This is a genomic window from Streptomyces sp. NPDC048734 (assembly GCF_043198675.1).
Classification (GTDB): Bacteria; Actinomycetota; Actinomycetes; order Streptomycetales; family Streptomycetaceae; genus Streptomyces.
Window position 1 is genome coordinate 50,913 of sequence record NZ_JBICUZ010000019.1, and the last position, 14,842, is coordinate 65,754.

General features: G+C 73.4%; 13 protein-coding genes. 8 read left to right on the forward strand and 5 right to left on the reverse strand.

Annotated features, from left to right (window positions below; translation table 11 throughout):
- Nucleotides 1-20 precede the first annotated feature (20 nt).
- Together ACGFQC_RS32540 and ACGFQC_RS32545 are read left to right on the forward strand one after the other, a co-directional pair.
- Entirely contained in the window at nt 21-620 is a 600-nt protein-coding gene (locus ACGFQC_RS32540) for a TetR family transcriptional regulator (RefSeq protein ID WP_363091829.1), read from the forward strand.
- 161 nt (nt 621-781) lie between these two features.
- Nucleotides 782-1,639: a thioesterase family protein gene (locus ACGFQC_RS32545; RefSeq protein WP_363091830.1), complete on the forward strand. Its 858-nt coding sequence runs from the start codon at nt 782-784 to the stop codon at nt 1,637-1,639.
- 1,035 nt (nt 1,640-2,674) lie between these two features.
- On the opposite strand, the gene ACGFQC_RS32550 is transcribed toward ACGFQC_RS32545, so the two are convergent.
- Nucleotides 2,675-6,565, reverse strand: coding sequence for a HEAT repeat domain-containing protein (locus ACGFQC_RS32550; protein ID WP_363091831.1), 3,891 nt, complete (start codon nt 6,563-6,565; stop codon nt 2,675-2,677).
- Between the two features lie 180 nt (nt 6,566-6,745).
- Between ACGFQC_RS32550 and ACGFQC_RS32555 the strand changes: the two genes are divergently transcribed.
- Nucleotides 6,746-6,913 (forward strand): hypothetical protein, encoded by a 168-nt coding sequence (locus ACGFQC_RS32555; RefSeq protein WP_363091832.1) that lies wholly within the window; start codon nt 6,746-6,748, stop codon nt 6,911-6,913.
- A gap of 20 nt (nt 6,914-6,933) precedes the next feature.
- Here ACGFQC_RS32555 and ACGFQC_RS32560 read toward each other — a convergent pair whose 3' ends face one another.
- A complete protein-coding gene (locus tag ACGFQC_RS32560) occupies nt 6,934-7,440 on the reverse strand; it encodes a Tn3 family transposase (RefSeq protein ID WP_363091833.1) in 507 nt (168 codons plus the stop codon).
- A 204-nt stretch (nt 7,441-7,644) separates the two neighbouring features.
- A complete protein-coding gene (locus ACGFQC_RS32565) occupies nt 7,645-8,292 on the reverse strand; it encodes a TetR family transcriptional regulator (protein WP_363091834.1) in 648 nt (215 codons plus the stop codon).
- 145 nt (nt 8,293-8,437) lie between these two features.
- Here ACGFQC_RS32565 and ACGFQC_RS32570 point away from each other — a divergent pair, with 145 nt between their 5' ends.
- Nucleotides 8,438-8,602 carry a hypothetical protein gene (locus ACGFQC_RS32570; protein WP_363091835.1) on the forward strand — a complete coding sequence of 55 codons (165 nt, stop codon included), beginning with the start codon at nt 8,438-8,440 and terminating at the stop codon, nt 8,600-8,602.
- A gap of 17 nt (nt 8,603-8,619) precedes the next feature.
- Nucleotides 8,620-8,886, forward strand: coding sequence for a DUF4190 domain-containing protein (locus ACGFQC_RS32575; RefSeq protein WP_363091836.1), 267 nt, complete (start codon nt 8,620-8,622; stop codon nt 8,884-8,886).
- A 157-nt stretch (nt 8,887-9,043) separates the two neighbouring features.
- Here the strand turns inward: ACGFQC_RS32575 and ACGFQC_RS32580 are convergent, their stop codons facing one another.
- Nucleotides 9,044-10,777: an alpha/beta hydrolase-fold protein gene (locus tag ACGFQC_RS32580; RefSeq protein WP_363091888.1), complete on the reverse strand. Its 1,734-nt coding sequence runs from the start codon at nt 10,775-10,777 to the stop codon at nt 9,044-9,046.
- A gap of 229 nt (nt 10,778-11,006) precedes the next feature.
- Here ACGFQC_RS32580 and ACGFQC_RS32585 point away from each other — a divergent pair, with 229 nt between their 5' ends.
- Nucleotides 11,007-11,222 (forward strand): hypothetical protein, encoded by a 216-nt coding sequence (locus ACGFQC_RS32585; protein WP_363091837.1) that lies wholly within the window; start codon nt 11,007-11,009, stop codon nt 11,220-11,222.
- 221 nt (nt 11,223-11,443) lie between these two features.
- The gene (locus ACGFQC_RS32590) at nt 11,444-12,613 is read left to right on the forward strand and encodes a cysteine desulfurase family protein (protein WP_363091838.1); all 1,170 of its coding nucleotides are present in this window, start codon (nt 11,444-11,446) and stop codon (nt 12,611-12,613) included.
- Nucleotides 12,614-12,868: 255 nt separating this feature from the next.
- Here the strand turns inward: ACGFQC_RS32590 and ACGFQC_RS32595 are convergent, their stop codons facing one another.
- Nucleotides 12,869-13,603 carry an N-acetylmuramoyl-L-alanine amidase gene (locus ACGFQC_RS32595; protein WP_363091839.1) on the reverse strand — a complete coding sequence of 245 codons (735 nt, stop codon included), beginning with the start codon at nt 13,601-13,603 and terminating at the stop codon, nt 12,869-12,871.
- A gap of 85 nt (nt 13,604-13,688) precedes the next feature.
- On the opposite strand from ACGFQC_RS32595, the gene mnmA reads away from it, so the two are divergent.
- Nucleotides 13,689-14,813 (forward strand): tRNA 2-thiouridine(34) synthase MnmA, encoded by a 1,125-nt coding sequence (gene mnmA, locus ACGFQC_RS32600; RefSeq protein ID WP_363091840.1) that lies wholly within the window; start codon nt 13,689-13,691, stop codon nt 14,811-14,813.
- Nucleotides 14,814-14,842: the final 29 nt, after the last annotated feature.

Sequence of the window (14,842 nt, forward strand, 5' to 3'; positions counted from 1 at the left end):
TACATCTGTAGAGTGCGGGCATGTCCATCCCTGATCGCCGGGACCTGATCGCCGATGTCGCCATCGGCATCGTGGCCGCCGCCGGGCTGCGCGGCCTGACCCACCGTGCGGTCGACGCCGCCGCGGGCCTGCCGGCCGGCAGCACGTCGTACTACTTCCGCACCCGCAGCGCTCTGATCGGCGCCTGCTACCTCCGCCTGGCCGAACTCTCGGTCGCCGACGCGGATCGCTGGGACGAGGGCCGCTGGGACGCGGACCACGGGCGCCCGGACCCGGACTCCGCCGCGGGTGCGCTGGCCGCACTGCTGCACCACTGGCTGACGGCGGCGCGCGACCGCCAGCTCGCCCGCTTCGAACTCACCCTGGAGGCGACCCGGCGGCCGGAGCTGCGCGCCGACCTGCGGGCCGCCGACCTCGCCGTGCGGTCCAGGGTCACCGCCCTGCTGGCGGCGCTCGGGGCTCCCCGTCCGGCGCCGGCGGCGGATCTGCTCGTCGCCTGGACCGACGGTCTGCTGTACGACCTGCTCGCCGGTGCGCCGGCCGCGACCCGCCCGCCGCCCGACGTGGCCGAGCTGACCGTAATGGTCCGGCGCATGCTCGAAGCTGTGCTCTCCACCTGACCGAAGCCGCGCTCTCCACCTGGCCGAAGCCGACGGCCCCGCCGGTGCGAGGCCGTGTCCGGCCGGCGCGAGGCCGTGTCCGGCCGGTGGGCGGGGCGGGGGCACGAGAGGAGGGAAGGGGAAAGCTACCGCTTAGTATCTAGCTGTTGTACCGTTCACGCATGTCTGAAGCAGCCATCGCCCCCGCCGCCCTCGGCGACAGCGAGTTCGACCGGGACACCGCCGTCACCCTCCGCGAGCCCGGTGTGTACGACACGGAACTCTCGGCCGGCTGGACCATCTTCGGCGCCGTCAACGGCGGCTACCTGCTCGCCGTCCTCGGCCGCGCGCTCGCCGACGCGCTGCCGCACGGCGACCCGTTCACGGTCACCGCCCACTACCTGAGCGCCTCCCGCCCCGGCCCGGCGGTCGTCCGCACCGAGACGGTCCGCGCCGGCCGCACCGTCTCCACCGGCCAGGCCTCCCTCTTCCAGTACGACGACAACGGCCGCGAAGTCGAACGGATCCGCGTCCTCGCCTCCTACGGCGACCTCGGCGCCCTCCCCGACGACGTCCGCACCTCCGCCCGGCCGCCCGCCTTCCCCCCGATCGGCCGGTGCTTCGGCCCCGAGGACGGGCCCGCCCCCGCTCCCGACGCCGACCAGCAGCCCATCGCCGAGCGGCTGATGCTCAAGCTCGACCCGTCGACCGTCGGCTGGGCGCTCGGACAGCCCTCCGGCAAGGGCGAGATGCGGGCCTGGTTCGGACTCGCCGACGGCCGGGACGCCGACCCGCTCTCCCTGCTGCTCGCGGTGGACGCCCTGCCGCCCACCGCCTTCGACCTCGGCATCGCCGGCTGGGTCCCGACGATCGAGCTGACCGTCCACGTCCGCTGCCGTCCGGCCCCCGGCCCCCTGCGCGTCTCCCTCACCACCCGCAACCTCGCGGGCGGGTTCCTGGAGGAGGACGGCGAAGTCTGGGACAGCGAGGACCGGTTGGTGGCGCAGTCGCGGCAACTGGCCCGCGTACGCCTCGCGTGACGACGTTCCCGGTCAACGGCGGGCCCGGGGAGGCGACTTGAGCCGGGCTTTGCCTGATTGACAGGAAACGGACAGAGGGGTCCCAAGGAAGGCCCAAACGCCGTTGGTTGAGTGGCGGTCTCAGGCCTTCCTCATCCCTTCTGGAGCTGTCTCTCATGAAGCGTGTGCCGACGATGCCGGTACGTCTCCTCCCCGCGGCCGCCCTGCTGGCGCTCACGCCGTTCGCCCTGGTGGCCTGCGGATCGGGCGACTCGACCTCCTCCGGCGACGGCACGTCCGGGCAGGAGGCGTGTCAGCGGCCGAGCGGGATGCCGAGCGGAGCGCCGTCGGGCGCTCCCACGGGGGCCGCGGCTTCGGGGTCCGCCTCGGCGGCTCCGACGGGTGCCCCCACCGGAACCCCGACGGGTGTGCCGACCGGCTTCCCCTCCGGCATGCCGAGCGGCGGGCCCGGCGGGGGCGGACAGGGTGGCCCCGGTGGGGGACAGGGCGGCTGCGGCGGCGGGCCCGGCGGCGGGCAGGCCGGTGGCGGGCAGGGGCAGCCGACACGACAGGCGCAGTAGACGCAGCAGGCCCAGCAGACGCAGCAGACCCAGCAGACGCAGCAACAGGGCCGAAGGCGCGGACGTGGGCGTGTTCGCGTCCGCGCGGGCAGGACGGGAAGGGCAGGCACGGGTGCCGCCGGCGCGCACGGAGGCGAACACCTGGTCCAGGCCCGGCCGGTTGCGGCGGCCGCCGGTCGGTCCGCGGTCGAGACGCATCGCTCTTCGGGGACGCCGAAGCCGATCAGGATCCCCCGACGGGCGATGAGGTCCCGGGCATCGGTCGGGCAGCGGGCACACCCGTGAGGAGCCCGGTCACAGCCGGGGAGCGTACGGACGCCCCCCCCGCTGACCGTACAGATCACCGGACACCCTGAACGGGACGCCGTCTGCTGGGACGGGAGGACTCATCGCCCCCAGGCCCGGGGTCTCCCGCGGGACGCTCGAACGCGTCCTCGGCACCGTGCCGAACCGACGGCCCGCTGGGTCCTGACTCCTACCACTCGTCGGAGAAGCGGTCGGCGAGCGCCTGGATCTCCGGGTCGTACGGCCAGCGTTCGGCGAGTGTCTCCACGGCCACCTGTTGCAGGCCCCAGTCGGAGTCGTCGGCGGCCCGCTCGCGTAGCAGCGCCTCGGTGGCGGGGTCGTCGCGCCGGCCGCCTGCGAGGGCGCGGATCGCCGCGCGGCGGCTCATCACGTCGGTTCGGCCGGCGACGATCCGCCGGAGCAGCGCGCCGGTCTCCGGGTCGGTGCGCCAGCCCGCCGCCAGGTGGTGCACGGCACCCGCGCGCAGGTGTTCGTCGGGGTCGTCGACGGCGAGCCGGCGCAACAGGACGGCGGTCTGCGGGGTTCGGAAGTTCCTGACGAGGGCCTGGACGGCGGCCTCACGGACGTAGGGTTCGGGGTCGTTCCCGGCCCTGTCGTGCAACAGCGCGACGGTGTCGGGGTGGTCACGCCAGCCGGCCCCGAGCGTCCGCACCGCCGTCGCGCGTACGAACTCGGCGTTTTCGGCGACTGCGACCGCGATTTCACGCAGCAGCGGCCTGGTTTCCGGGTCGTCGCGCCATCCGGCGGCCAGGGCGAGGACGGCCACCTCGCGGGCCTGCGAGTCGTCCTTGCCGTTGGCGACGCCGCGTAGCAGTGCCCCAGCGTCGGGATGGCCGGGCCAGACGGAGTAGGCGGCCCACAGCGCGGCCTGCCGCACCGGCTCGCCGGCCTCGGAGGCGGCGAGCTCGCACAGCCACGGCAGCGTTCGCCGATCGGTGTGCCAGCCCGCGGCCAGCGCCCGCACCGCGGCCACCCGGACCCTGTCGTCGGAGTGGGTCTCGGCCCGCTCGCGCAGCAGCATGGGGGTCTTCGCATCGGTGCGCCGGTCCACGACGAGGTGCTTCAGCGCGGCATGCCGCGGGTCCTCCGCGGGAGGCGGGAGCGCCGTCCGGGTGGCGCCAGGACCGACGGGGCGGGTCTCGACGCGGCCGAGCGCCCGCCTCGCGGCCTCTTGCACCCATGCCTCGCCACCCGAGTCGGCGGCGACCGAACGCAGCAGTGCCACGGTCTGCGGATCGTCGGGCCAGCCCCCGACGAGGATGCCGAAGACGGAGGTCCGCAGGTCCGGGTCCGGATCGCGGGCGGCACGCTCGCGCACCACGGCCGCGGCGTCCGGGTCGCCCGGCCAGCCGGCCGCGATGCATTTCACCGCGGTGAGGCGGACCCACCGGTCCCGGTCACCGTTCGCGCATCGGCGTAACTCGGCGAACGTCTCAGGTTCGTTGCGCCAGCCGTCGGCGAGCGCGGCCAGCGCCCCCTGCCGGAGGTACCGGTCGTCGTCGGTGAGGCAGGTCCGCAGCCAGTCCCGGGTGGATCGGTCCGGGTGGCCGATCATCGCGAACAGCTGTACCGAGCCGCGCCTCACGTTTCCGTCGGGGTCTGTCTCGGCGAACTCGCGCACCAGTCCGGCGACCTGCGGATCGTCGGGCCATTCCTGGATGAGCGCGCGCAGCGCCTCCTCCCTGCCGGCGGGCGCGGAGCCGAAGACCGCCTGACCGACCAGGCTCTCGCGGAACTCGCTGTTGTCGCGCAACAGCGCGGCGCCGACCCGCGCGGCTGGTGGTACCTCGGACCAGGCGAAGTTCTCTCCCTCCCGCATGACGCTCAGGAACTGGCCGCGCGCCAGGTACCAGTCGTGGTACCGCCGACGGATGGTGGAGTCGCGTGCGCCGAGCCGGCCCAGCACGGGCGGTAGCGTCTCCACGACCACGCGGGTGACCGGGGAACCGGGCAACGCCCGTTCCGCGGCCATGTGCTCGATCAGCGCGATCACCGCGTTGACGACGGCGGAACACTGGACGGGCAGCACGCCGGGGTCACGGACCTCGGCGAGGCACCGGGCGGCGAGCACGATGTGGTGGGGCGTCCCGCCCGAGGACGACCCGGGCCGCCGCACGAACCACAGCGGATCGGCTGCGAGGAGGTGGTCGACGATCCGGCCCGCGAGGTGCGGTTCGACCATTCCCGCGACAAGGACGAGGGTTTCGTGCCGGGCGGGGTCGGCCCAGTGCTCGCCGTACTCCTGCTGGATGAGGGCGTCCCCGGTCAGGCTGCGCTCGACGGTGAGCCGGTGCTGGATTTCCGCCGCGGCGAGGTACTCGAGGAGCGCGCGGTGGGGAAAGCCGTACATTCGTTCACCGAAGTGGCTGAGGATGCTGTTCCGCGCGCGGAACTCATCGAGCATCGCGCAGGCGAGCGCCATGGCCCGATCGGGTGGGTAGTGTTCGCGCAGGCAGCCATTGAGCTCCGCCACCAACTCCCTTTCGTGCAGAAGGGTTCCGCCTGCCGCGACTTGGCCTTCCTGCATCCGGTGGGCTACGCGACGCAGCAGCTCGAGCCGGTCGCACTCACGAAGGCGGCGGGCGTCCTCGGCCACCCGCTCGTCGTCGGAGTACCGGCTTGGATCCCACTGTGCGAGGAAGGCACTCACGGCATGCTCGTACACCCCGCGCCTGTCCCGCGGCAGATCCTGGTGCTCGCCACGTAGCGCCAGCATGGTGAGCATCATCGGGTTGCCGGCCAGTTCACCCGCTGCCGGCGAACCGTCGATCGCCGTCAGCAGCCGGTCGCGCAGGCGGGCCGCCTCGACCGGGTCCGCCGGGAACGCCAACCGGTACCAGCCGGTCACGAACGCGTCGATCCGTGCTCGATCGAAGTCCTGCAGCGTGTATGCGCGGAAGCCCTCGCGTTCGAGTACCGCCCGCTGGTACTCGATCACGCGGGACGTCACCACGACACGGACGCTCGGGTAACGCCACGCGAAGCCGGCGATCTCGCCGGAGACCTCCTCGCGCAGCCGTGGGTCCGACAACTCGTCGAGCCCGTCGAAAATCACCACCGCGCGGCCACCGGCGCGCAGGTACGCCTCGAGCACGTCTCTCGGCAGGCCCCGCCCGTTGGTCTCGTGCAGACGGGCAACGAGATCGAGGAGGGTGCACGTGCGCCACCGCGGGTTGGCGTACGCGCGCAGTTCCACCAGGAGGGGCAGCGCCCCGGCGAGCGGGGCCAGGTCCGAGTCGATGTCGACGTCCGGGTCGGTGTCCATCGCCCCCGCGAGCGCGAGCGCGAGGTACCGGGCGAGCGTCGACTTGCCCGCGCCCGGGTTGCCCAGGAGCACGATCCGCTGGGCGGACTCTTGGGCCAGCACCTGCAGGACCCGGCCGGCCGGGCGGTCACCGTAGGCCCGCCCGACGCGGTCCAGCGATGCGACGTCGCCGACCGCGGGCGGGCCGTCCCGGCCGGCCTCGCCCGCAGCGGCCGGGTGCTGCATCAGGTCGTACGGCAGCGCGCCCGCCGACGGATCCGTGCGAACCGACGGGGCGACGAACACGTCACCCAGCCGAGGCCGCGGCCGGCCGGCCGGATCGCTCCCGGAGGCCAGGACGTCGACCCGCGCGTACCGCCGGCGCAGCGCCGCGAAGTACGCCTGGCGCGCGGCGCCGAACCCGTGCGGTTCGGAACCGGCCCGACCGGGGGAACGGGAACTCCTGGCCTGCCGGTACCGGGTCTGCCACACCTCCCTGGCGCCCTTCCACCAGGCCACCGCCTTGACGCGGTCCGAACCGCTGAGGCCATCGGGCCGAGGATGCCCGGACCACTCCAGCAGGACCTCGACCAGGGCCCACAGGTTCTCGAAGTCCTTGGCCGGCGTGCCCTCTTCGAACCAGCCGCCGACGGTGGTCTCCCGCAGTGGCGGAAGCTCGTTCTTCTCCCGGCGGCCGGTGGCCTCTTTGATCGCGGCCTTCCGGTCCCTGCCCCTGAGCGCTGTCGCCTCCAGCTTCCGCAGTTCCTCACGAAGCCTCTGCCGTTCGGCGCTCAGGCCCCCCGTAGTGCTCACCATGTCCTCCCCCGCGCGCCCCGGATCCGGCGGCTCCTGCCGACGGCCGACGCGTCAAGCCTTTGAACTGGGCCTTTCCTGCTGCTCTCCGTCCGCTCCGGTAAAGGTTTCCCATCCCAGGGCGGTCTTGTGGGATGGGCCTGGCGCGGTTCGACGGACGGCCGCGCGGACGGAGGGACTGCCATGGATGTCACTGCCTGGGCGTTGGTGCCCGTGGCCGGCATGCTGGTCACGGCCGCCACGGCCGTATCGATCGTGCTGGTCGCGCTGAGGGGAACTGCCGCACGAGACCGCGCCACGATCCTCAAGGCCGTTGCCGAGGTGATCCGCGCGGCACGCGGACGCCGTTGATGAGGGGCGGCCATCGACGCTCACCGGGCCTGCGCGCCGGACACGGTGACACCGAGGGACAGCCGTGTGGCCGGGTCGAGGCAGATCTCGCCGTGGCGGCGGACGCGGCTCCGCAACAGCGGGGCCGAACCGGGCCGTCCGGTCGTGCCGGGCCGTCCGGTCGTGCCGGGCCGGCTGGTCCAGGCGGGTTCGGCGAGTACGTCCTGGAGCGTGAGGGTGTTGACGTACACCTGCGACGTCTGGAGGATCCGCAGGCACAAGGCGGCCATCCCCACCTCCTCACGCTGGTTCGAGGCGATCTCCCCGCCCTTGCCGTGGCCGATGACCGCGTTGGCCGCGTTGGCCGCGTTCCAGGACTCCACCACCTTCAGGCCCTCCCCGATCTCTCGCTGGAGGCCGCGGTCACGCAGGTGGCGGGCCACGAAGCGGGTGCGCTGGGCGCGGCCGGTCTCAGCACGGCCCGGGAGATCGTCGAGCACCGCCCAGCGCTCGACCAGCTCACCCGTGTCCGCCGGCAGTCGCCCCACGAACACTCATACTGCCGGACAGCCCGGACCAGTGCCGCCGAAAGGCGTGAATGACCAACGGCGTCCGCGGCTCGTGACACGTTCGTCAACGGCACCCGAAGCAGGGCGGGGCGGTCACTCGAAGACGAGTGGCCGCCCCGCCCGCTTCCACGTCCCCGCTCCTGTCCTGGTCCCGGTCCCTCGTGTCCCGCGTGTCCCGGCGTCTCAGGAGTCGAGCCAGTGCCGGCGGCCGATGCTGATGAGCCGCATCTGGCGGGTCGCGAGCCGGACGACCCGGTCCAGATCGCCGTCCGGGGCCCTGCCGGACTCCTGGGCCTCCCGCGCCTCCAGGAAGAGCGATCCGGTGACGATCATCTGGTCGACGTAGAGGTGCGAGAGCATCAGCAGATCGTCCTCGCTCCACCCCTCGGCCGCGGGGTCCTTGGCCAGTTCCGTCCGCACCTCCTCGGCGAAGCGGCCGAGTTGGTCCCGGATCGCCTCCCGGACCGGCTGGACACCGCCGTGCCGTTCCCGGGCGATGAACCGGACGTGTGCGGGGTACGCGTGAACGTGACGGGCGATCAGGTCGACGGCCCGTGCGATGCGTTCGTCGCTGGAGCCGGCCGCGGTCACCGTGGCCCCGATCGTGGCGTGCAGACCGCCCAGCGCCTCCTCGACCAGGGCCACGCCCAGGTCCGCGATGGAGCGGAAGTGCCGGTAGAAGGCGGTCGGGGCGACTCCGACGGCGCGGGTGACCTCGCGCAGGCCGAGGCTGCTCAGGCTCTGGTCCTCCAGCAGTCCCAGCGCGGCGTCCAGGAGCGCCTGCCGGGTCTTCTGCTTCTGGGCCTGCCGGATGCCGAGGGTGTGACTCATGTCATCCAGTTAACAACTGTTCTCTGTAATTGCCAAGCAAGAGACCCGCTAGGCTGGGTAGTCAGTGAACAACTGTAACTACAGTTGTTCACCGGAACGTCACGAGAGACGGACACGACAACCGTCCCGGAGGGGGATCCATCCCATGCTGTTCCTCGTCGCCGCACTTCTGCTGCTCGGCGTCGTCATGGGCACCGTGGCCCACGCGCCGCTCGGCTTCAGCCTCGCCGCCGCCGCCGTGATCGCCGCCTGGCTCGGCATCTTCGCGCTGCGCGAGCGCCACGGCCGCCGCCGCACCACGACCCGCTGACGGAAGGAACGACCGACATGCAGCTCACCGCACCGGCCACGCGCCGCACGGGCGTCCGGGACACCGACGGCATGGCCGTCGCGTCCTTCATCCTCGGCCTCGTCGGCCTCCTGGTCCTCAACGTCTTCCTCGGCCCGATCGCCATCGTCCTGGCCTCGGTGGCCCTGTGGCGGGGCACGGAGCGCCGGGGCCGCGCCGCCCTGGGCCTCGCCCTGGGCGTGGCCGACCTGCTGGTCCTGGCGTTCTTCATGCAGGCCGACTCGACGGTGTCCTGGAGCTTCTAGGGCTCCGGGCGGTCGCGGTCCGTGTGCCGTGTGCCATGGTCGCCGTCCGGCCGTACACGCAACCACCGCACGCGCCGGCATCGGCGCGTGCGGTGGTTCGGGGGTGGGAGGGCCCGCCTGCGCGGGGTGGCAGGCCGCGCCCTCGGTGCCGGATCGCCTACGGCCAGGTGTACCCGTCCGCGTCCTGCTTCCGGTGCTCGGCCGGCTGGCGGTAGGGATGGGCGTCGAACTGCGCGCTGTGCAGGGCGAAGGACCGGTTCAGCTTGGGCATCCAGTAGGCGTCGTCGTGGTGCCCGTCGCCGTTCTGGGTGTCGTACGCGATTCCCTTCGCGGACAGGGCCTGGGCCATGGCCCTGGCCGCCTGGCCGAAGCGGTACTCGTCCTGGTCGCCGCCGTCGAAGTAGTAGGTGTGCTCCTTCAGTCGGTCGGACGTCAGGGAGTTGACCAGCTTGATCGGCTGCTGGCCGGCACTGGCCGCGCGCTCCTCGGGCGTGCCGATCAGGGGCGGGAAGCTGAGCGCGCCCATGTGGCTGGCGATCGAGCTGAACAGGTCGGGCCGTGTCAGGCCCAGGGTGAACGCGCCGTGACCGCCCATCGACACCCCGCTGAGGCCGCGGTGGTCGCGGTCGGCGATCGTGCGGTAGGTCCGGTCGACCAGGGGCGTCAGCTCCTGCGCGACCATGGTGCGGTACTTGCCCTCGGAGGAGTCGGTCCACCATCCGCTGGCCCCGTCGGGGAAGACGACCACCGACTCGCGCATGCCCTTCTCGGCGAACAGCCGGTCGAGGACCTCGCCCATGTCCCGTGCCTCCCACTCGATGTTGCTGCCGTTGAAGCCGTGCAGCATGAACACCGTCGGGAAGCGGCGGGCCGTGGTCTGCGTGTAGGAGGGCGGGAGGTAGACGCTGAAGCCCACCTGCCGGCCCATGGCCGCGGAGTGGTAGCTGTTCCGGAAGAACCTGGCGTGGTCGCCCAGTTCTTGGGGGTGACGCGGGTCGATGTGGAGGAACTCCCGGGTGGGCGGGGACAGCACGGTTCCGTCGGCCGCCACCCAGCTGCGGATCGTGTCGACGACCAGGCGGCCCTGGCCGTCGACGACGACCTCGGCCTGCTGGTCCCGCAGCGTCACCGGACCGGCGTCGCGCAGCATCGTGCGCACCTTGGCGACACGCTGTTGCCGGGTGTCGCCCTGGTGGAAGAAGCCGTCGTCCAGGGTCGCGGCGTAGCGGGCCAGTTGCCCACGCGCCACCGCCCGGTGCTGCGCGTCCAGCACGGCGCAGGCGTGCGCGATCTGCCTGGCGTTCGCCGGGGTCGCGCTGATCCCGGCCAGCTCACGCAGCCGCGACTTGGAGTACAGGCCGACCGGCCCCTGGTAGAAGCCGCCGCCGCCGGTGCCGTCGTAGACCCGCACGGCGATCACGTTCGTGCCGCCCCAGTTCAGCAGGCCGTCCGCCGGGTAGTACGTGCGGGGCACCTCCCAGGCGGAGTCGAAGGCGGGCGGGAAGGCGCCGGTGCTGCCTATCTCCTCGCCGTTCAGGAAGGTCTGGTCGGCGTCGTCGACGCGCCCGAGCGAGGCCACCACCGAGGCGTCGGTCACGCCCTCGGGCCGCTCGGGAAGGGTGAAGGTCTTGCGGTACCAGGCGAATCCGTCGTACGACGCCAGGTCCGTCTGCCCCCAGTTGTCGGGAACCGACCAGCCGTCCCAGGAACCGTCGGGGAGGGCGGGATCCGACCACGAGGGATCGTCCCCCGTGCGGAAGCGCCAGCCGCCGCCGGTCAGGTCGAACCCGAAGTCGGGGGAGGCCGGGGCGGCACACGACGTGCCGGCCGGACCGGTCCGGGCCGTGGCGGGAGAACCCGTGACGGCCGGGGCGCCGACCAGGGCCGTCACCAGGGTCAACACACCAAGACCACGGAAACCGCGCGAGCCGCGCGCCATGGGGTTTCGAGGCAACGTGGTGCTCCGTTCTGCGGAGTTGCCGATCCTGAGCTCACCGTTCCGTGACTCCCGGAGACCTCCGACAGAATCAACCGACTTCAAACAGAAAGCATCAAGATTTAATGAGCATGCAACATCGCAGCCTGTGTCGATCATGTCAATGGTTTCGACGGGGCCAGGGGTGACGGACCTCGCGAACCAGACCCTCGCGGGCCAGACCCTCGCGGGCCAGACCCTCGCGGGCCAGACCCTCGCGGGCCAGACCCTCGCGGGCCAGACCCTCGCGGGCCAGACCCTCGCGTGTCAGGCCCGCCGCGCCGCACACGGGCCCGCGGCCCACCGGGTCGGCGCACCCGACGGCCGCCGGGCCCCGAGCTCCCGCGGCGAGCAGTCGTGACCAGCCGCGACCCCGCGCACCGGGCCCCGCGACCCCGCGCACCGGGCCCCGCGACCCCGCGCACCGGGCCCCGCGGACCCGCGCACCGGGCCCCGCGACCCCGCGCACCGGGCCCCGCGACCCCGCGCACCGGGCCCCGTGACCCCGCGCACCGGGCCCCGTGACCCCGCGCACCGGGCCCCGCGGACCCGCGCACCGGGCCCCGTAGAATCGGGCTCACCATGGCATACCTCGACCACGCGGCGACCACGCCCATGCTCCCGGAGGCGGCGGAGGCACTCGTCGCCCACCTGGGCGTCACCGGCAACGCCTCCTCCCTGCACGCGGCCGGCCGCCGGGCCCGCCGTACGGTCGAGGAAGCCCGCGAGACCCTCGCCGAAGCCCTCGGCGCCCGCCCCAGCGAGGTCGTCCTCACCTCCGGCGGCACCGAGGCCGACAACCTCGCGGTCAAGGGCCTGTACTGGTCCCGCCGCGACGCCGCCCCGGCCCGCACCCGCGTCCTCGCCAGCCCCGTCGAACACCACGCCGTCCTGGACGCCGTGCACTGGCTGGGCGAGCACGAGGGGGCGACGGTCGAGTACCTCCCCGTGGACGCCCACGGCAGGGTCCACCCCGACGCACTGCGCGAGGCCCTCGCCCGCAACCCCGACGACGTGGCCCTGGCCACGGTCATGTGGGCGAACAACGAGATCGGCACGGTGATGCCGGTCCGCGAACTCGCGGAAGTCGCCGCCGAGTTCGGCGTCCCCCTGCACGCCGACGCCGTCCAGGCCTTCGGTCAGGTCCCCGTCGACTTCGCCGCCTCCGGCCTCGCCGCGATGACCGTCTCCGGCCACAAGATCGGCGGCCCCTACGGCATCGGCGCCCTCCTCCTGGGCCGCGAGCACACCCCCGTGCCCGTACTGCACGGCGGCGGCCAGGAGCGGCAGGTCCGCTCCGGCACCCTCGACGTCCCCGCGATCGCCTCCTTCGCGGTCGCCGGCCGCCTCGCGGCCGAGCAGCGCGAGTGGTTCGCCCGGGAGATCGGAGCCCTGCGCGACGCCCTGGTCACCGCCGTCCGTACGGCCGTCCCCGACGCGATCCTCGGTGGGGACCCGGCGCCGGAGGGCCGCCTCCCGGCCAACGCCCACTTCACCTTCCCGGGCTGCGAGGGCGACTCCCTGCTGCTGCTCCTGGACGCCCAGGGCATCGAGTGCTCCACCGGCTCCGCCTGCACCGCCGGCGTCGCCCAGCCCAGCCACGTGCTGCTGGCCACCGGCACCGACCCGGACCTGGCCCGCGGCACCCTGCGCTTCTCCCTCGGCCACACCTCCACCGAGGCCGACGTCGAGGCGGTCGCCAAGGCCATCGGACCGGTCGTGGAACGGGCCCGCGCCGCGGGACTCACCTGAGCGACAGCCCCCTCCGGACCGGAACCACCCTCGACCGGGAGCCGGTCCCGACCGGGCCCCCCGGCCGGGCAGCCGCACCGCCGGTGAGCCGCCTCCGTCCGTGAGCCGCACCGCCGGTGAGTCGCTTCCGCCCGTGAGCCGCACCGCCGGTGAGTCGCTTCCGCCCGTGAGCCGCACCGCCGGTGAGTCGCTTCCGCCCGTGAGCCGCACCCCGCCCGTGAGCCGCACCGCCCGTGCGTCACGTCCGGCCGGCGGTCACGCCGCGGCCGCGTGGGCCTCCCGCACCAGTCGCAGGTACCGGTCCCAGTCCCAGTGCTCACCGGGGTCGGTGTGGTCCGTCCCCGGCACCTCCACGTGCCCGATGATGTGCTCGCGGTCGACGGGTATGCCGTACCGCCGGCAGATTCCGGCCGCCAGCCGCGCGGAGGCGGCGTACATCGCGTCGGTGAAGTCCTCCGGGCGGTCCACGAAGCCCTCGTGCTCTATGCCGACACTGCGCTCGTTGTACGCGCGGTTGCCCGCGTGGAACGCCACGTCCAGCTCGCGGATCATCTGCGTGACCCGGCCGTCCTTCCCGACGATGTAGTGGGCCGCCGCCCGGTGGGCCGGGTCCTGGAAGACCTTCACCGCGCTCGCCAGGTTGCCCTGGGTGACATGGACGACCACCATGTCCACCTCGTAGTCGTCAGGGCGGTCCGCCCAACGGAAGTTGCCCGTCGAGGCCGCCAGCCACCGCGCGCCGCGGAAGTCGACCGCGCCCCGCACCCGCGCCTTCTCCACCCCCGGCATGCGCCACCACAGCTTCCCCAGCTCGTCCCGCGCCAGCACGCCCGTGCCCACCGCGGCGGCCAACCCGCCGACCAGCAGCGCACGCCGCCCGATCCGCCGGTCCCCGTCCTTCCTCCGCGCCCGCGACCTCACCTCGGCACCTGCCTCCGCACCCGTCCCCGAACCCGACGAACCCGTCCCCGAACCCGACTCCGCACCCATCTCCGCCCCGCCTTCCTCGCCCCTCGAGATCCACAACGGATACGCGCGGGCCCCGGTTCCCGGCGCCCCGTACCCTGGAAGGGTTATGACTGAGACCTCGCCGCGCCCCCTCCGCGTCCTCGCCGCCATGTCCGGCGGAGTGGACTCCGCCGTCGCCGCCGCCCGCGCCGCGGAAGCCGGCCACGACGTCACCGGTGTCCACCTCGCGCTCTCCGCGAACCCGCAGTCCTTCCGCACCGGCGCGCGGGGCTGTTGCACGATCGAGGACTCCCGCGACGCCCGCCGCGCCGCCGACGTCATCGGCATCCCGTTCTACGTCTGGGACCTCGCCGACCGCTTCCGCGAGGACGTCGTCGAGGACTTCGTCGCCGAGTACGAGGCCGGCCGCACCCCCAACCCCTGCCTGCGCTGCAACGAGAAGATCAAGTTCGCGGCGCTCCTCGACAAGGCCCTGGCCCTCGGCTTCGACGCCGTGTGCACCGGCCACTACGCCCAGGTGATCGTCCGCGAGGACGGCAGCCGCGAACTGCACCGCGCCTCCGACATGGCCAAGGACCAGTCGTACGTCCTCGGCGTCCTGGACGAGAAGCAGCTCGCCCACGCCCTGTTCCCCCTCGGCGACACGGTCACGACGAAGGACGAGATCCGCGCGGAGGCCGAGCGCCGCGGGCTCGCGGTCGCCAAGAAGCCCGACTCGCACGACATCTGCTTCATCGCCGACGGCGACACCCAGGGCTTCCTCGCCAAGCGCCTGGGCAAGGCCGAGGGCGACATCGTCGACGAGACCGGCGCCAGGATCGGCACCCACGAGGGCGCCTACGGCTTCACCATCGGCCAGCGCAAGGGCCTGCGCATCGGCACCCCGGCCCCCGACGGCAAGCCGCGCTACGTCCTCGACATCTCGCCCGTGAACAACACGGTCACGGTCGGCCCCGCGGCCGCCCTCGACGTCACCGCCCTCACCGCGATCAAGCCCCGCTGGTGCGGCACCGCCCCCACCGGCCCCGGCACCTACACGGCCCAGCTCCGCGCGCACGGCGGCGAGACCGAGGTGAGGGCCGAACTCGTCGACGGCACCCTGGAGGTCACCTTCACCGAGCCGGTCCGCGGCGTCGCCCCCGGCCAGGCGATCGTCCTGTACGACGGCACGCGCGTGGTGGGCTCGGCGACGATCGCCTCCACGGTGCGGGCGACGGCGGGCGTGGCCTGAGCAGCCCACGGCCGCACGTCCGGGCCGCG